The following is a 21,140-nucleotide window of genomic DNA, read 5'->3' on the forward strand; positions in this document are numbered from 1 at the left end:
CTCCTTATTTGGTTTTATCTTCTAATTTTTTTGCTTCAAATTTATCAATGTGAAAGCCTAAATTTTTATGTCCTACATTTTTATGGCAATCAACACAGCTTTTTTCGGCTTTGTTTCCAAGCACAAAATAATCGCGGTGTGGTAAAAATGATGGGCCTGAGGTTATAACATCTTTTAGGTTAGAGTGACAGGTTAAACAACCACTGTCGTATGTAAAATGCGAAGCGTGTTCGCGTTTTTTACGCCAGTCGATCTTGTCTGTATCTGTAAAAAACGTTTTATATCCGTCATTGATCGAGACTTTGATTTTTGTTAAGACATAGGTATAAGCACTTGTGTGGTCAAGGTGACAGGCTGAACATTCAGCTTTTATGCCAAGTTTGTTATTTCCCCCGTGTACGTCTTCATGATATGCGGCATTCATAGGATCCATAGTGTGACACATAGTGCAAACAAAGCCGCTTCCGGTTGCGTGTAGTGCATCGGAAATTCCCATCGAGGCTATAAGACCTACGACTATACCGATAACAACCGAAGACCAAACAAAAAATTTCTTTTTAACGTTTGCCAAAATATCCTCCTAGCTTTTATTAATAAACTCATTTAATTTGTTTAAGTTTTTAATAAATTTTAAACGGATATTATCATAAATTAAATAAAAAACTCTTGATGTAGATCAATTAATATTTATTTGATATTAACTATCAGAACGAATAAATCTCCGTTAGCTTATCTACATTTTTCTCGAGTATTTCGTTCTTTTCGCTAAGTTTTATTATCTCCAATGTTTTAAATTTATTTAAAATTCTTGAGAACGTTTCCGGGGTTATGTTTAAGATGGATGCGATTTTTGTATGTTTTAATTCATTAAATAAATCTTCGTGCATCAGTATAAATTTAGCAACCTTTGCCTCAGAGTTTAAAATTAACTCTTGATGGAGTAAATTACTTGTGATCCTTAGCTTTTCGGACATTGATTTTATTAAATTCATGCAAATTTTTGGATCATTTAAAAATTTGGCTTTAAATTTTTCGTAATCTATCTTTAAAACTTCGCCAGATACCACAAATATCGCACTTGCAGGATACGGTATATTTTCAAAATTTACCATCTCCGCAACAAAATTCATAGGTGGCAGTTGATGAAGAAAAATTTCTTTTCCGCTTTGTGTCGTTTTGTAAAGTTTTATTGAACCGCTAAGTAGATATATGAGCCATTTTGGCTCCTCGCCTTCGATAAATAAAAATTCGCCTTTTTTATATTTTTTGACTAAAGTTATCTCCTCAAGCTCTTCTAGTTGCTCTTTGCTTAGGTTTTTAAATATGGAAATTTTATCTAGCACCTTATCTCTCCGAAATTTATTTTGAGGATATTTTAGTGATTTAAACTTAATGAGAGTGAAATTTTGAAGAGACTAAGCTCTTCAAAAGGGATTATTTTTTAAGTAGGTCGCGAATTTGTGTTAAAAGTTCGATGTCGGCAGGCACGCTAGCAGGAGCTTCTGGCGCCGGCTCTTCTTTGCGTTTTAGCGAATTTAAAGCTTTAATAGCACAAAAAATACAAAATGCAATGATCAAGAAATCAACCGCAGTTTGGATAAAATTTCCGTAGTTTATCGTGACCGCAGGCGCTTGATCAACCGCTTCTTTTAGTGTGATTTTAAAGTCTGTAAAATTTACTCCCCCAGTTAAAACGCCTACAACAGGCATGATAACATCACTAACTAATGACGAAACGATCTTTCCAAACGCTCCGCCGATGACAACACCGACTGCCATATCGATGACGTTTCCACGCATCGCGAATTCTTTAAATTCCTTAATGAAACTCATCTTTGTCTCCTTTGTTTTTTAAGAATTAGGGATTGTATTTAAAATTTACTTTATAACGTCTAAAAGAAAAAATCTAACTTTAAATTTATTAAGCAGATGATATAATCTCCGTTCTAAATTTAATGTAAGGAAGACTATAAATGTATCGTTTTGCTCCGTCGCCAACGGGTGATATGCATATAGGAAATCTACGCGCAGCGATATTTAACTACATCTGCTCTTTGCAAGATAAAAGCGGGTTTATACTTCGCATAGAAGACACTGACAATGAACGAAATATTGACGGTAAGGAGAAAGAGATCGTAGAAATTTTAGCAAAATTTGGTATAACGCCAAAACAAATTTATATACAAAGCGAAAATTTAAAATTCCATCGACAGTTAGCTTCAAAACTTCTCATAGACAAAAAGGCTTTTGCTTGTTTTTGCACGCAAGAAGAGCTTGAAGCAAAAAAGGAGCAGGCTAAAAACGAGGGCAGGGCATACAGATATGATGGCACTTGTGAGCGCATGAGTGATGAGGAAGTCTTAGCTTGCGAAAAGCCGTTTGTCATACGTATGAAAAAGCCAAAAAACACGATGAAATTTACAGATGCTATAAAGGGCGAACTTAGTTTTGAACCCGAAGCGGTAGATAGTTTTGTCATTATGAGAGCCGATAAGACGCCTACTTATAACTTTGCTTGCGCGGTTGATGATATGCTTGAGGGAGTGACATTTGTTATACGTGGCGAAGATCACGTGAGCAATACCCCAAAACAAGACCTTATACGTGAGGGACTTGGCTATACGCAGACGATGAACTATGCGCACTTGCCTATTATCTTAAACGAAGAAGGTAAAAAGATGAGCAAGCGCGATGACGCAAGTAGTGTTAAATGGATGCTTCAAAGCGGATTTATGCCAGAAGCTATAGCTAACTATCTTATCTTGCTTGGCAACAAAACTCCGGTTGAAATTTTTACCATTACACAAGCGGCGCAGTGGTTTGATATAAGTAAAATTTCACGCTCTCCTGCTAAATTTGATATGAATATGCTAAAACACGTTAATCGCGAGCATATAAAACTCGCATCGCCAAAACGCTTGAGCGAGCTTACCGGACTTGACGAAAACAGGGCGGAGCTTATTAAATTTTACACCCAAGAGAGCTCTTTGTTGCCTGAGATAAAAGAAAAGATAGAAAAAATTTTCAGTCAAAAAGTCGCACCTAGCGAATACGAAGATGAGTTTGAGATTTTAAAAAATAGTATTAAAATTTTAAAAGATTGCCAAACGTATGATGAGTTTAAAAACGAGCTAATGCAATCAAGCGGTCTAAAGGGTAAGAAATTTTTCATGCCTTTACGCGCGCTCTTAACAGGTGAACTGCATGGGCCGGAGCTTAGCGAGCTCTATCCGCTTATAAAAACAAATTTAAAAGAGATAGCAAAATGATAGTTTCAACCTTTATTTCGGCGATAGCCACGATCTTGCATACGGTTATAAACATCTACATCTGGGTCATAATCGCAGCTGCGATAGTAAGCTGGGTAAGACCTGACCCATATAATCAAATTGTCCAGCTACTTTACAGGGTAACCGAGCCGGCTTATGCCTTTGTTAGACGTTTTATACCGACTGTTTTTGGAGGTATTGATATAGCTCCGATTATTATTTTACTTGCACTTCAGTTTTTGGATCTGTTTTTAGTAAGGCTTTTGCTTGAATTTGCTTCGTCTATTTAGTGTATTTGCTTTGTTTTTGCTCTGTTTAGACGCAAAAATTTTAAGTTATGAGGAGCTAAAAGGCAAACCAAAAGGTCTTGCAAAAGACTACTATATAAACCGTCTTATCAACGACGGAAATTACACAAAAAAGCAAATTTTGGATCTTTCAAACGATGTTTTTCGTAAAAGTGGCTTGGTTCAAAAAAATATCGATAAAATTTTACCGCCTGCTCAAAAAGAAGATCCTTGTAATGGTGTGGGCGTTAAAAATATCCTTGATGCAAACGCTACTTGTCAAAATATTCGAACAACGATAGCCTTTAGCCTAAAGCTCTCTCCTCAAACACGCGAGCAAATAGCACAAAATCTTGCTCAAACTCATCCAAACAAGGCTGAAATTCTAAATATCCTAAATCAAAAAAATCCTGCAAAAAAATTTGCGGATAAATTTTTAACATCACATTTTATGGCACTTTTTAACGCAAGCGAACAAGATAAAAAAGAGGAGCTTTTCTCGCAGAAATTCTCGGCTGAATTCATGGATAAGCTTTATGACGAAAAGGGCTTTTCGGCATTTTTAAATTCGCTTGTTTTGGAGAGAAAATTTGATAAATTTAGGCAAAATTTCCTAAAAATAACTCCCGAAAAGACTTCGCAAAACGACGCATTTTTTTTAGCTTTAAACGCTGTCACGCTTAATGATGAAAAGAGTGCGATTAAATTTTTTACACGCGCAAAAGACAGCTTTGAGAGGCAGTGGCAAAAAGATAATGCAACGCACTGGCTGTATCTTGTAACAAGAGATGATGAGTTTTTAACCCAGCTTTCAAAGAGCAAAGATGCAAATATCTACTCGTTATACGCTAGGGATTTTATCAAAAGCGAGCCACTTGAAGTTATCGTCCCTAAACCAAACAAGCAAAAAATAAGCGGTTTTGACGTCAGCGATCCGTTTTTATGGCAAGAAACTGTTTTAAAAGCTAAAAATATGACACCACAGCAGCTACAAGAATACGCAAAAAAATTTTATACAAATGAAAGTCTTGGTGCATATGCATACTTTATGCAGATGGCAAACGGTTGGGATGAGCAGTATTTTGTGATGCCAAAAAGTGTGGAGCTTGAGGATGTAAATATAGCAAGAAAGTCGCTTATATTCGCACTTGCTAGGCAAGAGAGCCTTTTTATCCCGGCTGTAATTTCAACTTCTTATGCGCTAGGAACTATGCAGTTTATGCCGTTTCTTGCTAATGCTATCGGTAAAAAAGAGTTAAAGATAGAAAATTTTGATCAAGATGACATGTTTAAGCCGGATATCGCCTATCGTTTTGCAAATCACCACTTAAACTATCTTGAGAAATTTCTATATCATCCACTTTTTATTGCTTATGCCTATAACGGCGGCATAGGTTTTACTAAAAAGCTTATAACTAGGGATGATATGTTTAAAGAGGGCAGATACGAGCCATTTTTATCGCTCGAGTTAGTTCCTGTGACAGAAACTAGAAATTACGGTAAAAAAGTGCTTTCAAACTATGTTATTTACCGCTCGCTTATGGGTTCCAGTATAAAGATTTCGACACTTTTCGAAAGTCTAACTCTACCTGATTTGACGGATAAATTTCGAAAGTAAGTTTTAGGTTGTCACTATCTTTTGTGGGCGATGAAATTTCATAATACCCGGCCCAAGGCATGTTAAATCCTGTAAGTTCTAAGAGCTCGTCACTTGGCTCAAGCTCTCTTGCCACGATTGTGTTTGCGTCGTTATTTACTTTTATACTTGTTAAATTTATGGCGTTTTCTTTAGGACTTACGGCTACTAGAAATTTTTCTTCGTTGTTGATTGAAATTTTACTTTGATAGATCGGGTTTAGGTAGGTTGCTATGATTAAAATGTGGTTTTGCTCGTCTATGATCTCAGCCTTGCTTGTATAAGCCAAAAGTTCGTTTTTAAGCGGTTCGTGGACTACGATTTTTTTATCATAACAGCCGATAAAAAATAGTGCGAGACATAAAAATATTATAGTTTTTTTCATATTTTGCCTTTTAAATTTAATCGTATTTTAGCATTTTATTTTATAATCACTCATTAAATTTAAAGCCAAATTTAGCTATAATCACGTGAAAAAGTACAAAAAGGCGACAATGAAACGACTTGCTATCGCGTTTTCCGGTCCATCAAATAGCGGCAAAACTACAACAATCTTAAAAGTTTTAGAAAATTTTATCAAGCAAAACCTAAAATGCGTAGTTATCAAGCACGATCCGGGCGACAAGGCTTGTTTTGACGTAGAAGGTAAAGATAGCTTTAAATTTAGCCAGACAGGAGCTGATGTTGTGGTGCTTAGCCCAACAAGAACGACGTATTTTAGCAAAGATAAGTCGGATCTTGATGATGTTATAAATATGATCGGAGAGTTTGATATACTGCTTGTTGAAGGCTTAAAAACGCTTCCTCTTCCTCGTATTAGCATTTTTAAAGATGAGATTGATGAAAGCTATCTTGGCTTTTCAGACGCCATAGCTAGTTACAAAACTGATTTAAATTATAAAATAGAAAATATAAATTTAGACGATATAGACGCGATTTGCGCGTGGATATTAAAACATGCGAAGGCTGTATAATGACACAATTAGAGCAAATTTTTAAGGCTATAAAAGAAGTAGCGATACGCATTAGTGAAGAGATAAAGTATGCCGATCTAGGCTATACGGCGCATGAGAACGCTACCGGCGATACGCAGCTAAAGCTTGATGTTTTAAGCGATGAGATCATCACCGCGAAATTTAAAGAGCTAGAGTGTGTAAAAGCATTGGTTAGTGAAGAAAAAGACGATGCTTTAAATTTAAATGAAAATTCAAAATATATAATCGCTTATGATCCGCTTGACGGCTCAAGTCTTGTTGATGTAAATTTCGCTGTCGGCTCGATATTTGGAATTTATGAAAACGAGTTAAATCCTCAAAATTTAGTTGCTGCCGTTTATAGCATATATGGTCCTCGCTTAGAGCTTGTGATAAATGACAAAAAGGGCTCTTTGCCATCTCTTTATAGGCTGGCAAAAGACGGAGAGTTTAAATTTGTAAAAGAATTAAAACTAAACGAAAAAGGTAAGCTAAATGCTACCGGAGCCACGCAAAAAGGCTGGAGCGAGAAGCATATTAAATTTATAAGAGAGCTATTTTTACAAGGTCACAGACTTCGCTATTCAGGAGCTATGGTTAGCGACTTACATCAAATTTTATTAAAAGGCGGCGGTCTTTTTAGCTACCCTGCAACCAGCGACGCGCCAAATGGCAAGCTTAGAGTGCTTTTTGAAGTGCTACCTTTTGCATTTATATATGAAAATGCCGGTGGAGCAACAAGTAGTGGTGTAAACGATAGTCTGTTTGATATAACGATAAGTAAAACTCACCAGACTACACCTTGCTTTTTCGGCTCTAAATTTGAGATAAATCTTATGCATAAATTTTATGAGTAAGTAAAATGAGTGAATCCTCGCAAAATCTTGACAAATTTGAACTTGCCTTAAAGCAGTATTCTGAAATTTTACTTTCATGCCAAAGTCAAAAGGGTTTGATGAGCTGCATGAAATGTAGTGAATTTTTTGAATGTGAAACGCGAAAAAATTATGTGGATAGTGCTTATAAATCGATGTCAAAAAGCGATACCGACGAAGGCGGATTTGATTTTTAAATTTAAAGGAATAAATAATGAAAGAAAAAAAATATATAACCACACCGATTTATTATGTAAATGACGTCCCTCATATAGGACACGCTTACACCACTATAATAGCCGATACTTTAGCACGCTTTAGGCGTTTGCAAGGATATGATACATTTTTTATGACAGGGACTGATGAGCACGGGCAAAAGATCGAGCAAGCAGCCCTTGTTCGTAATAAAACACCGCAAGAGTATGCTGATGAGATAAGCGGCAAATTTCGCTCGTTGTGGGATGAATTTGAGATAAGTTATGATCATTTTATCCGCACAACAGATGCCGATCACAAACTTACCGTGCAAAATGCCTTTGAAAAAATGCAAAAAAACGGCGACATTTACAAGGGTGAGTATGAGGGGTTTTATTGCGTTAGCTGTGAGACGTTTTTTACGCAAACACAGCTTGTTGATGAGGAGTGCTGTCCTGATTGCGGACGCAAAACAAGCATTGTAAAAGAGGAGAGCTACTTTTTTAAACTATCAAAATACCAAGATGCGCTTATTAAATGGTATGAAGAAAATGAACGTTGTATAATGCCAAAAGGAAAGAAAAACGAGGTAATTAGCTTTGTAAAAGGCGGGCTTAAAGATCTTTCTATAACACGCACAAGTTTTGACTGGGGTATAAAACTACCCGCAAGTTCAAACGATCCAAAGCATGTTATGTATGTTTGGCTTGATGCACTTTTAAACTATCTAACCACTCTTGGCTACACTCGCGGCGATGACAAAATGGAATTTTGGCAAGATACTACTCATATCGTCGGAAAAGATATTTTGCGCTTTCACGCGATTTACTGGCCGGCGTTTTTGATGAGCTTAAATCTCCCTTTGCCAAAACATGTCGCAGCGCATGGTTGGTGGACGAGAGATGGTGAGAAAATGAGTAAAAGCAAAGGCAATGTCGTAAATCCTCACGAGGTAGCAAGTGCTTACGGTCTTGAAAATTTTAGATATTTTTTACTTCGTGAAGTTCCATTTGGTCAAGATGGCGACTTTAGTCAAAAGGCTCTAATCGAGCGGATAAATTCCGAGCTTGGAAACGGACTTGGTAACCTTTTGAGTAGAATAATCGGCATGAGCTCAAAGTATAGCGAGTATAAAATCAACTCCATGCAAACTGCTAAATTTTACGAAGCCGAACTAAACGAAGCGCACGAGTACCTTAAAAATGCTATTGAAAATTTAGAAAATTTTGCGACAAATCGCTACTTAGAAGAGATATGGAAAGTTGTAGCGCTTGCAAACGGTGCCGTTGCCAAGTATGAGCCATGGGCCATGATAAAAGCAGGAAAGAGCGAAGAGGCAAACACTCTCGTTGCTCTTTGTGCGAATTTGCTTGCTAAAATAGCAGTGATACTAAGTCCTGCTATGCCGCATACTTGCGATAAGATAGCGCAGGCTTTAGGTTTTGAAATTTCAACTGAAATTTATAATAAAATAATTTTACAAAATGAGCTTTTAAATTTTATAGCCAAACCTACGCAACCGCTGTTTCCTCGCATAGAAACAGAGCTTATGGCAAGACCGAGTGAGCCTGAAGCTGCTTTAAAAGAAGAGCCAAAAGATGGCTGTGATGAAAGCATTATTACGATTGATGATTTTAAAAAGATCGTTATAAAAGTAGGAACTGTGCTTGAGTGCGAAAAGGTCGAAGGAAGTGATAAGCTGCTTAAATTTCAAATAGACTTGGGCGAGGAAAAACCGCGTCAAATTTTATCAGGCATAGCTAAATTTTACGATCCGAGCACGCTTGTTGGTAGACAAGTTTGTGTGTTAGCAAATTTAAAAGAGAGAACTATGATGAAAAAATACGTCTCTCAAGGCATGATCTTAAGCGCAGAAGATGGCTCTCTCTCGCTTCTTAGCACCGATGCAAAAGTTAAAAACGGCTCGATAGTAGGCTAATGACAATAGAAAATTTGGTTCGTCTTATCAACGGACAAACACTAAATAAGCCTAGCGTTTCTAGCGTTTTAGGTTTTGCTTTCGAGGCAAAAAACGTTAAGCGTGGTTTTGCCTTTATGGCTGTTGATGCAGACCAAAAAGAGATAGAACTAGCCGTAAAACACGGTGCATATGCTGTTATAAGCGACGAGGAGATAACGCCTAGCGATACTGAGATAGCATACATTAAAGTAGATAATTTTCAAACTGCTCTTATTAGACTTATGCGGTTTGAAGCTACACATAAGAATTTGAAATTTTGCTCGGTAAATGCTGTGCAAATGGCTATTTTGGAACATTCTAGCCTTGGTAAAAATGCAGCTATCATACCAAAAAATTTAACCGAATTGTTTTACAAGATCATGTCGTCAAAAAACGGTGACATCTTTTTTGGAGATGAAATTCGAATTTTACAGCGCATAACTCCGCTTTATGATACTGTTTGGACTGATACTAAAGCACAAGCGTTAAATCCTAGCTCGATATTTTTTACTACGATGATATGCGATGATGTTTATTATCAAAATTTAAATATACCTCGTGTTTTTATCGGAGCTTTATGCGGACTGCTTCATTATCTTAAACAAAACAATATCTCTTTTAAGCTAAATGATACTCGCTCGCTTGGGCATTTTGAGCCTATTTTTATAGATAAAAATTTCCATCAAGCGCCATTTGGATCAAGTTTTCGCGCGATAATTATTGAAAATGACGAAGAGCTTTTTGCCATCGAAGCCTTGTATCTAAAGAAAAATTTTGATCCTTCAGAAGTCGTTATATGTTTGCCAAAAGATAGCTTGTTGCAGGTTGATAATGCTGTGAGGTTTGAAAATTTATGTGAGATAAAAGAGCTTAAAAATTTCCGCTATATGCTTGTTTTGTCTCAAAAGAGTGAAATTTTAAATTTATTAAGCGAAAGCGAAATTCAAGATTCGCTTTTTTAAATTTTCGGACAGAGATCTGCTCTCCATCCGCTTTGTGCTTATGCTTTTATTTTATTAGGATCCTCTCCCTCGCCAAGGAAAAATTTCATGTCTGCTTTCGCATCACCGCTAATTAGGCGAAGATTAAAATTCTCAACCAAGAAATTTACTATCGCTTCGTTAAAAAACTGTGGCACACTTGGTCCTATATTTATATTTTTTACACCCAGGCTAAATAACGCGAGTAGGATTATTACCGCTTTTTGCTCCATCCACATAAGTACGATAGATATCGGCAGATCGTTTATGGCGATACCTGTTGCTTCGCTTAAGGCGATAGCTATCTTAACCGCTCCGTTACTGTCGTTGCACTGACCAAGATCGAGGTAGCGTGGGACTTGAGTGCCTGGCACTAGACCAAAGTCAATGTCATTAAATCTAAATTTGCCACAGCTTGATGTTAGTATCACGCAATCACTTGGTAAATTTTGAGCCAACTCACGGTAGTATTCACGTCCTTTGCCAGGCGCGTCACAACCTGCTATCACAAAGAAACGGCGAATTTTACCAGTGTTTATGGCATCTAAAATTTGTGGCGCTAAACCTAAAATTGTCTTATAATGTGCTCCTGTTACTAGCGTATCATCACTGTCAAATCCACTTACGTCACCGCAAGCAAGCGCACACTCTATGAGAGGCGCAAAGTCGTCATTTTCTATCTGCGCTATGCCGTTTGTGCCGGCTATTTGGTAGCCAAACAAACGCTCTTGGTATGTGCAGTTTGAGCGAAGTGGCACGATACAATTGGTTGTCATCAATATCGCACCTTTAAATTCATTAAAAAGTTTAGTCTGATCAAACCATGCCTTGCCGACATTGCCTTTTAAGTGGGAGTATTTGCGAAGTTCAGGATAGCCGTGTGCAGGAAGCATTTCTGAGTGAGTATAGATATTTATGCCTTTGCCGTCGGTTTGTTTTAGTAGTAATTCAAGCGCTCTTAGGTTGTGACCGCTTACAAGTATCGCTTTGCCTTCAACCTTGTTTTGACTAACTTTTACTGGTGTCGGTACTCCAAATTTTGCCGTATGAGCCTCACTTAGTAGGTTCATGCATTCAACTCCGGCGCTTCCTACGGCAAGGAGTTGTTTAATATGTTCATTAAAATTAAAATTTGAGTTTGTTAGCGTAAAATAAAGCGTATCAGCCATAACGCGGTCAACATTGTTTGTATCAGCACCTAGCTCTGCGGCATGATGGCGATATGCACTAAGTCCTTTTAGCCCAAAAACCATTGTATCTTGCAAGCGTGCCAAAGTCGCGTCTTTGCCACAGGTTCCCATAGGCTGACCCTTTGAGCCACAGCCATTATCCATACTCATTTCACACTGATGACAAAACATTTGTAATTCTTTGCTCATTTAATTTCCTTATTTTTAGTTAAACGGTAAGTGCGATTTTACGTAAATTTTAAAAATAAGTAATTGATAGTAATCAAGATAAAATATATCCTAATAAGAGGCAAGATTATTTTTGAAAGATAAATTTATGGCATGAGACAAGAGCGTATCTCTTGTCTGTCTTGGATTAAAAATTTTATAAATTAAAATAAAATTAGGCGTGAATAGCTTTTATTGATAATCCTTGTTTAGTAAAATTTTAAGCGACTCTTCCGCTTTTTTTGCGTGTTCTGCGATTTGCTTGTAAGCGTCTTGATTAAATTCATATGTGCTAACAAGTCGTCCGCCGTGAGTGCTAAAACTCACGCCATCTTTTCTTTGTGAAATTTGCAAAAGCATATCATTATATGGTGCGAAGCATTTTTTAAATTCGCTCAATTCTTGTCTGTATACTCGTGGCAAATGGGTGGCAACATATAGTCGGTTGTATTTTTCTCCGTCTGCGTAGTAGCATGACTTTGGTCTAAGTTGTGACGGGTGGTTTAGTATCTTTGTTAAGCCTTGTGTCTTAACAACGCTTTTATTTTCATAACTCAGCTTGGCCGATCGATAAAACTCGGATAAAAAGCCCATCATGGCAGAGTATTTGTATATGCATTCTTTTTCGATGTAGTGAAACTTTTGAAGCTCATTTATAGACGCCCAAAACTCCGTATGCTCTTGTTTTGAGATTTTACCTGTTTTAACGACACTTGAAAGGATTTCATAAAATTTTACTTCCGCCTTTGCATATTGCTTTGTTGTGTTATTTTGGTATTCGTGAGAGATACTATCTCCAAGTAAAGCACGAGAAAATGCATAAAATTCGTTGCAGTAACGCTGCTCGTCATCCAAGTTTAAAAGGTTGTTGTTGCTACTAATCGCACATCCGTTAAATGTAAAAATCAAGATTAAAATAGTAATTAAATTTTTCATAAAACCAACCTTTATAAAAATATATATTATTATACTACCACATGGATGTTTGCTTAACTTATGTATTTTATCGGGTCTTTTGCTCCTGCTTTTTCAAAGCCGTTTAGTCTTAAGCGGCAGCTATCGCATAATCCACATGCTTCGTTTTCATTCTCATAACAACTCCATGTTAACTCAAGCGGAGAGCCTATCTCTAGGGATTTTGCTACGATTTGAGCTTTGCTTAAATTTACTAGCGGAGTGATGATCTTGGTTTTAAAGCTTGGTGCTGTTCCATGGTTGATAGCTAGGTTTATCTGTTTTATAAATTCGTGCGTGCAGTCGGGATACCCGCTACTATCTTCTTCAACTACACCGATAAATATCGCTTCGGCACCGTTTTTTTCGGCAACGGCTGCGGCTATGGAGATAAAAATTCCATTCCTAAACGGTACATAGGTATTTGGCACATCATCGCTTAAACCGGTTTTTGGCACCGATAGGCTTTTGTCTGTTAGTGAATTTCCGCCTATATCAGCTATAAAATTTGCGTTTAAATTTAGTCTTTTTTGAATGCCTAATTTATCGCAAATTTCATTAAATGCGCGCTTTTCTCGCTTCATCGTGCGTTGGTCGTAGTCAAAGTGAAGCGCGATAACTTCATATCCTTCATTAACGGCTATCGTGGCACAAAGCGTGCTATCCATGCCACCTGACATTATGACAACGGCTTTTTTACTCATGTGATTTCCTTTTTTGTGTATCAAATTTATATCGCCAGCATAAAGAGGCTGTTTGTTGAAAGTTTTATGTCTTAAATTTTAAAATTTCGCTAGAATTATACGAAAATTTAACTGAAAGAGAAAAATGATACTTTGTGATGAGGCGTATCCTCAAATTTTAGATGAAATTTGTTCTTATTTGACAATTGGAGAGGTCGAGCTTAGTTTTGTTCGTAGCGATGAGATGAGAGAAATAAATTTATCTCAAAGAAATATAGACAAGACAACTGATGTTTTAAGCTTTCCCTTTGAAACAGTCTTGCATGCACCGCTTGGCTGTATAGTTATAAATTTAGACCTAGTAGAACAAAAAGCAACCGAACTAGGCCATGGTAATGATGAGGAAACAGCCTTGCTTTTTACGCATGGGCTTTTGCATGTTTTAGGTTTTGACCATGAGAAGGACGAAGGTGAGATGAGGGAAAAAGAGTGCGAGGTCATAGAGAAATTTAACCTACCTAAAAGCTTGATAGTCAGAACTATGGACTAGGGCTTTTGCGCTGATTGTTCTAGGTTTATATATCCCATTTCGATTAGTTTTTTATAAATTTCAACTATCTTTGGACCAGCGGCGCTTCCGCCGTGTCCGCCATGCTCGATAACCATTGAGACGACATATTGTGGGTTATCATATGGTGCATAAGTCGTCATCCACGCATGCGAACGTTGTAAGTAAGCCATATCTTCTTCTTTTATACGTTTTTTGTCAGCTTGAGATATACCTACGACTTGTGCTGTTCCGGTCTTTGCTGCTACCTTTATCGTTGATGAAGTAAAGTGTCTACTTGCCGTGCCTCTTGGGTGATTTGCTACCTCATACATAGCATGTCTAATGGCTGGTAATTGAGCCTTTTCAAAGTCTGTGAAAATGTCATCTTTTGGTTCAAATTTTACATCTTTGGAGTCGATGCTCTTTAGAAAGTGAGGCGTGACATTTAGTCCTGTGGCAAGCATCGCCGTGTGTCTTGCTATTTGCATAGGGGTTACTAGAAAATTTCCTTGACCGATGGATGTTATGAGTGTTTCTCCTTGAAACCAGGCTTTGCCGTATTTTCTCATTTTCCATTCACGACTAGGGAGCGTTCCTATAAATTCGTTTGGTAGGTCAACCCCTGTTTTTACGCCAAAACCTATCCTTTCAAGTATGGGTGCGATAGCGTCTATGCCGATCTTTTGGCTGGCTTTGTAAAAATAGTCATCACAGCTCTCTCTTATGGCGGTGTTCATGTTTACGTTACCGTGACCGTATGAGTTCCAGCAACGGAATTTGCGTCCGCCAAGCTCATATGAGCTAGAGCAAAAGAAGCTATCGTTCTTGCTCATGCCATTATCTAAAAATGCCAAAGCCATACCCATCTTAACTACAGACCCGGGAGGATAAAGACCGTTTACTAGCTTGTTTGTAAACGGGTGATCAAGGTCTTTTATAAGTTTATCCCACTCGTCTTTGCTTATGCCTGATACAAATGGGTTTAGGTTGTATTCAGGAAAGCTTCCGGCTGCTAGTATAGCGCCATCGTGCACGTTCATAACAACAACGCTTCCTGCGTCCTTGTCAAAAATATCCATTACAAATTTTTGAAGCTCAAGGTCTATGCTTAGCTTTATGTCTTTGCTTTTTGGGGCATTGAAATTTATCTGCTCTATCTCTTCGTTTAGGGCATTTACTTTTATGCGTTTTGAGCCCTCGCTGCCTTGCAAAACAGAGTTGTAATACCTCTCAACTCCGCTTCGTCCGATGTAGTTTGTTAGCTTAGTTAGCGGGTCGTTATCCATATCTTTTTGATTTGCTCTTCCTACATAACCGATGACGTGCGAGGCTAGATTGTCATATGGATAGTGACGTTTGCTTGTTGGATTTACCTTTAAATTTTCCCTTAAAGATAGCGTGGCAAAGTGTGGTAAAAAGCTATCATAGTCGATAAACTCCACGACGCTTATAAATTCTTGGTTATATGGTGAGTCGTTTTTTATATACTCTTTTTTAAGTTTTGTGGCATTTAGATCGGGAAAATACCTTACGATCTCGTCTATCTCACTATCTAATGTGCCGTTTTTTCTATTAAGATGAGGTTTTAAAAGTATGGAAAAGCCTAGTCTGTTTATCGCCATCGGACGATCTTTCGCATCAAAGATGATGCCTCTAACGGGAGGAAGATATATCGTTTTTACGGCATTTTGTTCGGCTATGCTTTCGTAGTATTCGTTTGAATTTACGCTTAGATGATAAATTCTGCTTAGTAAAATTATCCAAAATAAAGCGATGATGGTAAAAACTATACGAAGTCTCATAGTGCTCGCTCTTTTAGAAATACAACCGCTAAAGCACTTTCGCTAATAATATAAAACAGGCACTCTATATCAAAATTTAAAAATTGTGCATTTTGCGTGTAGGCTATGATGTTATTTATTAAAAATGTTGTAGCATATCCGCTTGCAACAAACACAACTAGGAGCAAATTTCGTAATTTAAGCGTTAAAATAAGCCAGTCAACTACAAAATGAAAAAATAGTAAGAATGCTACGATACTTGAAAAAAGATAAAATCCATGAATTTGTTCGGTAAAAAGTAACAATGCAAGGCAAAAATACCACGATATGTCAAAATTTTCGTATGATTTTTGTTTTTTATTGTATTCAAGTATTAAAAATGTAAAAAAAAGTCCAAGCAGGGGCGGTAAAAAACCAAATTGAGTCGTTGCGATCTCATATAAAAATAAAAACGCAACGCTTGATATTTTGGTTATAAATTGTGAATTAGTGCTATTTCGTCGCATACGGGAAAGTGTTTGCATTTGATGCAGTCCGCCCAAATTTTTTGTGCAGGTAGTTCGCTTTTAGGTATTTCTTTAAAGCCTAATTTTTCAAAAAAACGCCTTTGGTATGTTAAGGTAAAAACTCGTGAAATTTCATACTCTTTAGCTTCTTTTAAAAGAGCATTTACCATCATAGAGCCGATCCCACTACCTCGTAAATTTTTATCCACTATAAGACTTCTTATCTCGGCAAGATCTGGAGCATGGATGTGAAGAGCGCAAAAGCCGACTATCTTGTCACCATCTTTTGCTATGATGTATGAGCGGATATTTGTGCTGATCTCGTCGTCACTTCTAGGAAGTATCACTCCGCTTGCCACTTCGGGAGCTACAAGCTCTTGCATATTTTTTATGTCTTTTGGTTTTGGCTTTACTAGTGTTATCACGGGCTATTCCCTGCCTAGGGCTAAATTTATGATCTTATCCCTTGCTTTGTCTATGTTGTTTTTATTAAGCGTTGAGACCAGGATTCCTTTTGGGTCAAATTTCATTACGGCACTTCTTGAGCTTTGATTAAGCTTATCGGCTTTTGTGTATAAATTTAAAACTTTTTGATCCGCTCTTAGGAAGCTATTTATGTATGAATTCACGTTTGTATCTATATCAAGGTCAAAATGTCTTGCGTCGATTAAATGAACGAACAATTTTATATTTGAGCGAAATTTTAAAAACTCATCTAAGCTTTTCTTCCACTCTTCATGCATAGTTTTGGCTACCTTTGCATATCCAAAACCTGGAAGATCGACAAACATAACCTTTAGCTTGTCTTTTGTATCATCATCTTCCATAAGCTCTATCTCAAAGAAATTTATAAGGCGAGTTTTGCCGGGAGTTGATGAACTTTTGGCTAAGCCGTTGTGGTTTGCTATAGCGTTTATAAGGCTACTTTTGCCAACATTTGAACGACCTAGGAATACAATTTCACTTGAAGCAAAGTCAGGAGCTTGACTGATGTTTGCGCTTGAGGTTATAAATTTGGCTCCGACTGCTCTTATCACTTTTGTTTGTCCTCGATCTGAAATATAAATTTAACAGGCTTGTTGTCGTTGCTATTTACGTTATATGTGCCTTGTGTTTGATTGATCGTGATCTTTTCTCCGTAAACATTTTTATCGCTTTCTTGCTCATGTAAATGACCGTTACCGCTTATCGTATAAATTTCCTTTACAGGCTCATAAGTAAGCGTCTCGCCCTTGCCGTTATAGTGTTTTTCTTTCATGAAAACCTTAAATTTAGCATTGCCTGTGGCTATGTATTTTGTAGGTTGGCGTTTAGCGTCAAAATGCACGACGACCTTATCTGCAAAAAGCTCATCATAAGAGCCCTTTTTTATATGAACATTGCCTTTAAATTCGCTTATTTGTTTATTTTCATCGGCGAAAAAACTATCCGAAGTGATCTCTACTTGTTCTGCGCTAAGACTTGTGAAGCTTAGGATTAATCCTAGTATCAATCCCGCTCTTGCTCTATCCATGCTTTTAACCCTTTTATTTGCGTCTGTTTTTTGTTTGTGTTATATGTTATGCTGTTGCCAGTTATCTTGTCGCCATTTTGCGTTATCACAAAATCAACCTTTGAAGCTACGATTTTGGTTTTGAGATTATACAAAATTTCTTCTGAGATAAAGTTCAAACTCTCGTTATTATCATACTTGGCATTGCCTTTAAATATAAACAAGTTGCCCTGTGAAATGGCTACGTCAGAACTCATTTTGTGATTTAAATTTCCCCTTATAATGTCGGCTTTAAATTTTAAAAATTCATCCTTTTTGGCGTATCTGTTTACTTCATCAGCTTCGTAAATTCCACTTACTATACTTGAGTTTATCTCGTGATTAACTACATCGTTCATCTGCATGTTTGAAACACTCATGTCGCGTTTAAATTGCTCGGCAAAATATGGATCTTGTAACGCCAAAAATATCATCACTGCACTAAAAATAGCAACGACGAAATAAAAAATTTTTATAACCAACGTTTAGACCGCTCGCTCTTTAAATTCTCGGCTTCAATGAGCATTTCTATCATCTCTCTAACTGCGCCGTTGCCGCCTTTATGCTTAAGCTTTGTTCTTACTTTAAGATCTTTTATCGCATCTTTTGGTTTAAAACTCCAAGCCACGGCATTTAAAATTTTGTAGTCATTATAATCATCACCGATGGCGGCTGCGTTTTCAAAACTAAGACCTTCAAATTTAAGTATCTCTTTGGCAACTTCTAGTTTATCTCCAACACCTTGATAAACGTGTGTGATTTTTAGATCTTCGGCTCTTCGCTCTACGATTTCTGACTTTCTGCCTGTTATGATGGCTACTTTTTTACCAAGTTTTAACCAACTTTCTATCGCCCAGCCGTCTTTTACGTCAAATGACTTTAAAAGCTCACCTTTTGCATCATACACGATCTTGCCGTCGGTCATACAGCCGTCAATATCTAAAAAAATAATATCTATCATAAAACACCTTTCGTGCTTGGAGTGGCTATGCGGTTATTTTTGCTAAGCGCGCGTCTAAGAGCTACCGCAAAGGCTTTAAATGTGGCTTCGATAATATGATGGTTATTTTTGCCTCTTATTTTTGCGATATGTAGCGTTATGTTTGCATTCATTGCAACCGCTCTAAAAAATTCCTCGGCAAGCTCTATGTCAAATTCACCTATCTTGCCTTTTTCATCTAAATTTTCATAGACTAAAAATGCTCTGTTGCTAAGATCAAGCGCGCAACTAACTGCTGCTTCGTCCATAACAACAACGCTATCTCCAAAGCGTTCTACGCCACTAACCGGATAGATCGTCTCTTTTAAAAGCGAGCCTATAACGATACCCACGTCTTCAACGCTATGGTGAAAATCAACATGCGTATCGCCCTTGCAGGTTATCTTAAGGTCAAGCAGGGCATGTTTACCAAATGCTTCAAGCATGTGGTCAAAAAAACCAATACCTGTTGAAATTTCGCATTTTCCATTGCCATAAAGCTTAAGCTCTGCGCTTATGTCAGTCTCTTTTGTTGTTCGTTGTGTTTTTAAAATTTCATCTTTCATTTTTATCCTCTTACGATAAATGCGCCTACAAATTTTCCGCTTCTAGCATAGTCTCTAGCTTCATCTTCGCTTCTAAATCCGCTTAAAAATACGCGATATATTGTCTCGCCGTCTAGCATGAAGCTTTTAACCACAGATTTATATCCGTCGATACTTCTGTGCTCTTGCTGGTATCTATTTGCACCGCTTTGGTTTTTAAAGGCACCGATTTGCACCATAAATTCGCCACCGATAAAGCTTTGTTGAGCTGATATCGAAACGCCTGTTTGCTGTTGTTTAGGACTTTGTGTTTGAACCGGCACTGTCATGGTTTGCGCGTTAAAACCTATAACTTCCATACTAACAGGAGCAGTTCCTGCAGCTATCATGTCAAGCTTTGTTGCTGCAGCCTTTGAAAGGTCTATAACCCTATCTCCCACAAATGGACCACGGTCATTTATACGCACGATTACGTTTTTTTGGTTTCTTAAATTTACAACTTTTAGCACGGTGTTCATCGGCAATGTCTTATGTGCGGCCGTCATATTGTGCATGTTGTAAATTTCGCCATTTGATGTTTTTTTGCCGTGGAAATTTGGTCCATACCAGCTTGCTATGCCGCTTGCTCTATCTCCGACACTTACTACTGTCGGATAGTAAGTTTTGCCGTTTATGGTGTATGGGCGCATTGTCGCTCTTTGAACGGCGGGAGAGTTGTTTGGCTTAACGCTAGTCGGCCCACTTGGAGTAAATGGAGCACCGCTCCAAGAACATCCGGTGAATAAAAATATTATAAATACAGGTATCGCAAATTTGATATTAAGGTATGACAATGCTTTCTCCGGCATTTAAATTTGAGCTAGCTAAAGAATTTGCATCGCGGATATCTTTTTCTTTGACATTAAATTTCTTTGAAATTTCAGCAAGTGTTTCGCCGTTTTGCACAGTGTAGTTTTGTATAGAATTATCTTTTGAGCGAGGGATTATTAGCTTTTGGTTTTGAGAAATAGCATTTGTTTTAAGCTCGTTAAAATCTTTTATGGCCTTATGACTTACGCCGGTTTTTTTAGCTATAGCTAAAAGCGTATCTCCTCTTTTTACTGTATATGCAAAAAAGTCTTTCTTGCCTGTAAGCGGTTTAAAATTTTGTGAGAAAATCTCTTTTTTGTTTTCAGGTATATACACATAGGTATTTTTTAAGTTAGGCTCGGTAAATACATATTTTAAATGTGGATTATTTGTTTTCATTTTTTTAAGGCTTAAACCTATGCCGTCACCTACGTGCATTAGATTAGTTCCTCCAGGAACTGTTACTTGAACAAGCTTTAGCCCACCTTTTGGATTTAGTAGCGACGAGTCCTTAGAAAGCAAGAAATTTGTCTCTCTCGCGATATATGCCGCTCTTAAAATCTTAATGACAAACTGTCTAGTTTCTGGTGGAAGGTATTTTTTCTGAGGATCTATAAGCGTCGCAAGATCATCTGTGCCGGCGGCTTTTATAGCCTTAGAAAGACATCCATCGCCACAGTTATAGGCCATTGCGGCTAGATACCATTTGCCAAATTGCTTTTTAAGCGTGCTTAGATATGTTGTTGCCGCCTTTGTTGAAGCAAATGGGTCTCTTCTTTCATCAACATATTCGTTTATGTTAAGTCCGTGCATTTTGGCTGTTTTTGGCATAAATTGCCACATCCCGGCAGCTTTGGCCTTTGAAACTGTATGGTTTGAAAAGCCAGACTCTATCATCGCAAGATAGAAAAATGAGTCGGGAACTTTTGAGTTTTGTATATGCTCTTTAATCATCGGAATATAGACATATCCGTTTTTAAGAGCATCCGTAAAAGTCTTTATGTGGGATTTTTTTATGCTTTTTTTCATATTTGTATAGTATGAAGTTTTTATAAAGCTAGGATTTATATCAAGCTCTTTTAAAATTTTAACTTGAGCTTCATAAAAATCTCTATCGGATGTATTTGCAAATAGGCTTATCGCACAGGCAAATATCATAAAAATTTTAAGCATGGCTTTCATTTTTGTC

Annotated in this window: 26 protein-coding genes; 9 read left to right on the forward strand and 17 right to left on the reverse strand. The window is 37.3% G+C overall.

Annotated features, from left to right (window positions below):
• Positions 1-4 precede the first annotated feature (4 nt).
• The 3 genes from CCAL_RS02650 to mscL all read right to left on the reverse strand — a co-directional run bounded on the left by CCAL_RS02650 (position 5) and on the right by mscL (position 1,833).
• Complete coding sequence (locus CCAL_RS02650) at positions 5-571, reverse strand: cytochrome c3 family protein (protein WP_169972075.1); 567 nt, start codon at positions 569-571, stop codon at positions 5-7.
• A gap of 133 nt (positions 572-704) precedes the next feature.
• Positions 705-1,343 carry a Crp/Fnr family transcriptional regulator gene (locus tag CCAL_RS02655; protein WP_170016268.1) on the reverse strand — a complete coding sequence of 213 codons (639 nt, stop codon included), beginning with the start codon at positions 1,341-1,343 and terminating at the stop codon, positions 705-707.
• Positions 1,344-1,434: 91 nt separating this feature from the next.
• Positions 1,435-1,833: a large-conductance mechanosensitive channel protein MscL gene (gene mscL, locus CCAL_RS02660; protein ID WP_169936199.1), complete on the reverse strand. Its 399-nt coding sequence runs from the start codon at positions 1,831-1,833 to the stop codon at positions 1,435-1,437.
• A gap of 140 nt (positions 1,834-1,973) precedes the next feature.
• Here mscL and gltX point away from each other — a divergent pair, with 140 nt between their 5' ends.
• From gltX to CCAL_RS02675, 3 genes are read left to right on the forward strand one after another with little or no spacing between them, the layout of a single operon-like run.
• Positions 1,974-3,269, forward strand: a complete 1,296-nt coding sequence (gene gltX / locus CCAL_RS02665) for a glutamate--tRNA ligase (protein WP_169999809.1) — start codon at positions 1,974-1,976, stop codon at positions 3,267-3,269.
• Positions 3,266-3,559 carry a YggT family protein gene (locus CCAL_RS02670; RefSeq protein ID WP_169936203.1) on the forward strand — a complete coding sequence of 98 codons (294 nt, stop codon included), beginning with the start codon at positions 3,266-3,268 and terminating at the stop codon, positions 3,557-3,559. The genes gltX and CCAL_RS02670 overlap by 4 nt, the downstream gene beginning before the upstream one ends.
• Positions 3,537-5,174, forward strand: a complete 1,638-nt coding sequence (locus tag CCAL_RS02675; RefSeq protein WP_170016270.1) for a lytic transglycosylase domain-containing protein — start codon at positions 3,537-3,539, stop codon at positions 5,172-5,174. Before CCAL_RS02670 ends, CCAL_RS02675 begins: the two co-directional genes overlap by 23 nt.
• Here the strand turns inward: CCAL_RS02675 and CCAL_RS02680 are convergent.
• On the reverse strand, positions 5,095-5,577 hold the full coding sequence (locus CCAL_RS02680) for a hypothetical protein (RefSeq protein ID WP_170016272.1): 483 nt from the start codon (positions 5,575-5,577) through the stop codon (positions 5,095-5,097). The two genes, CCAL_RS02675 and CCAL_RS02680, sit on opposite strands and share 80 nt — an antisense overlap.
• Before the next feature lie 109 nt (positions 5,578-5,686).
• Between CCAL_RS02680 and mobB the strand changes: the two genes are divergently transcribed.
• From mobB to CCAL_RS02705, 5 genes are read left to right on the forward strand one after another with little or no spacing between them, the layout of a single operon-like run.
• The gene (mobB, locus tag CCAL_RS02685; RefSeq protein ID WP_170016274.1) at positions 5,687-6,166 is read left to right on the forward strand and encodes a molybdopterin-guanine dinucleotide biosynthesis protein B; all 480 of its coding nucleotides are present in this window, start codon (positions 5,687-5,689) and stop codon (positions 6,164-6,166) included.
• Positions 6,166-7,023, forward strand: a complete 858-nt coding sequence (locus tag CCAL_RS02690; RefSeq protein ID WP_170016276.1) for a class 1 fructose-bisphosphatase — start codon at positions 6,166-6,168, stop codon at positions 7,021-7,023. The genes mobB and CCAL_RS02690 overlap by 1 nt, the downstream gene beginning before the upstream one ends.
• A gap of 5 nt (positions 7,024-7,028) precedes the next feature.
• A complete protein-coding gene (locus CCAL_RS02695; protein ID WP_169936213.1) occupies positions 7,029-7,238 on the forward strand; it encodes a hypothetical protein in 210 nt (69 codons plus the stop codon).
• Positions 7,239-7,255: 17 nt separating this feature from the next.
• Entirely contained in the window at positions 7,256-9,175 is a 1,920-nt protein-coding gene (gene metG / locus CCAL_RS02700) for a methionine--tRNA ligase (RefSeq protein WP_169936215.1), read from the forward strand.
• Positions 9,175-10,158 carry a ferrochelatase gene (locus CCAL_RS02705; protein WP_169972070.1) on the forward strand — a complete coding sequence of 328 codons (984 nt, stop codon included), beginning with the start codon at positions 9,175-9,177 and terminating at the stop codon, positions 10,156-10,158. The genes metG and CCAL_RS02705 overlap by 1 nt, the downstream gene beginning before the upstream one ends.
• 38 nt (positions 10,159-10,196) lie before the next feature.
• Here the strand turns inward: CCAL_RS02705 and hcp are convergent, their stop codons facing one another.
• From hcp to queC, 3 genes are all read right to left on the reverse strand, one after another.
• Positions 10,197-11,555 (reverse strand): hydroxylamine reductase, encoded by a 1,359-nt coding sequence (gene hcp / locus CCAL_RS02710; protein WP_169936219.1) that lies wholly within the window; start codon positions 11,553-11,555, stop codon positions 10,197-10,199.
• 210 nt (positions 11,556-11,765) lie between these two features.
• Positions 11,766-12,509: a hypothetical protein gene (locus tag CCAL_RS02715; RefSeq protein WP_170016280.1), complete on the reverse strand. Its 744-nt coding sequence runs from the start codon at positions 12,507-12,509 to the stop codon at positions 11,766-11,768.
• A gap of 53 nt (positions 12,510-12,562) precedes the next feature.
• Positions 12,563-13,231, reverse strand: coding sequence for a 7-cyano-7-deazaguanine synthase QueC (gene queC, locus CCAL_RS02720; protein WP_169936223.1), 669 nt, complete (start codon positions 13,229-13,231; stop codon positions 12,563-12,565).
• A gap of 124 nt (positions 13,232-13,355) precedes the next feature.
• On the opposite strand from queC, the gene ybeY reads away from it, so the two are divergent.
• Positions 13,356-13,760 (forward strand): rRNA maturation RNase YbeY, encoded by a 405-nt coding sequence (gene ybeY, locus CCAL_RS02725; RefSeq protein ID WP_169972067.1) that lies wholly within the window; start codon positions 13,356-13,358, stop codon positions 13,758-13,760.
• On the opposite strand, the gene mrdA is transcribed toward ybeY, so the two are convergent.
• The 10 genes from mrdA to CCAL_RS02775 are packed head-to-tail and all read right to left on the reverse strand — an operon-like array spanning position 13,757 to position 21,133.
• On the reverse strand, positions 13,757-15,562 hold the full coding sequence (gene mrdA, locus CCAL_RS02730; RefSeq protein WP_170016282.1) for a penicillin-binding protein 2: 1,806 nt from the start codon (positions 15,560-15,562) through the stop codon (positions 13,757-13,759). The two genes, ybeY and mrdA, sit on opposite strands and share 4 nt — an antisense overlap.
• On the reverse strand, positions 15,559-16,065 hold the full coding sequence (locus CCAL_RS02735; protein ID WP_228026737.1) for a hypothetical protein: 507 nt from the start codon (positions 16,063-16,065) through the stop codon (positions 15,559-15,561). The genes mrdA and CCAL_RS02735 overlap by 4 nt, the downstream gene beginning before the upstream one ends.
• A complete protein-coding gene (locus CCAL_RS02740) occupies positions 16,014-16,472 on the reverse strand; it encodes an N-acetyltransferase (protein ID WP_170016284.1) in 459 nt (152 codons plus the stop codon). The genes CCAL_RS02735 and CCAL_RS02740 overlap by 52 nt, the downstream gene beginning before the upstream one ends.
• A gap of 3 nt (positions 16,473-16,475) precedes the next feature.
• Positions 16,476-17,084 (reverse strand): ribosome biogenesis GTP-binding protein YihA/YsxC, encoded by a 609-nt coding sequence (yihA, locus tag CCAL_RS02745; RefSeq protein ID WP_170016286.1) that lies wholly within the window; start codon positions 17,082-17,084, stop codon positions 16,476-16,478.
• Complete coding sequence (gene lptA / locus CCAL_RS02750) at positions 17,081-17,560, reverse strand: lipopolysaccharide transport periplasmic protein LptA (protein ID WP_169936233.1); 480 nt, start codon at positions 17,558-17,560, stop codon at positions 17,081-17,083. The genes yihA and lptA overlap by 4 nt, the downstream gene beginning before the upstream one ends.
• Positions 17,536-18,060, reverse strand: a complete 525-nt coding sequence (lptC, locus tag CCAL_RS02755; protein WP_170016288.1) for an LPS export ABC transporter periplasmic protein LptC — start codon at positions 18,058-18,060, stop codon at positions 17,536-17,538. Before lptC ends, lptA begins: the two co-directional genes overlap by 25 nt.
• The gene (locus tag CCAL_RS02760) at positions 18,051-18,539 is read right to left on the reverse strand and encodes a KdsC family phosphatase (protein ID WP_170016290.1); all 489 of its coding nucleotides are present in this window, start codon (positions 18,537-18,539) and stop codon (positions 18,051-18,053) included. The genes lptC and CCAL_RS02760 overlap by 10 nt, the downstream gene beginning before the upstream one ends.
• Positions 18,536-19,123: an imidazoleglycerol-phosphate dehydratase HisB gene (gene hisB, locus CCAL_RS02765; RefSeq protein ID WP_194239113.1), complete on the reverse strand. Its 588-nt coding sequence runs from the start codon at positions 19,121-19,123 to the stop codon at positions 18,536-18,538. The genes CCAL_RS02760 and hisB overlap by 4 nt, the downstream gene beginning before the upstream one ends.
• A gap of 2 nt (positions 19,124-19,125) precedes the next feature.
• Entirely contained in the window at positions 19,126-19,935 is an 810-nt protein-coding gene (locus tag CCAL_RS02770; RefSeq protein WP_228026613.1) for a septal ring lytic transglycosylase RlpA family protein, read from the reverse strand.
• A complete protein-coding gene (locus CCAL_RS02775) occupies positions 19,922-21,133 on the reverse strand; it encodes a lytic transglycosylase domain-containing protein (protein ID WP_170016292.1) in 1,212 nt (403 codons plus the stop codon). The genes CCAL_RS02770 and CCAL_RS02775 overlap by 14 nt, the downstream gene beginning before the upstream one ends.
• Positions 21,134-21,140 lie beyond the last annotated feature (7 nt).

This window comes from Campylobacter sp. RM6914 (genome assembly GCF_004803835.1).
Lineage (GTDB): Bacteria > Campylobacterota > Campylobacteria > Campylobacterales > Campylobacteraceae > Campylobacter_A > Campylobacter_A californiensis.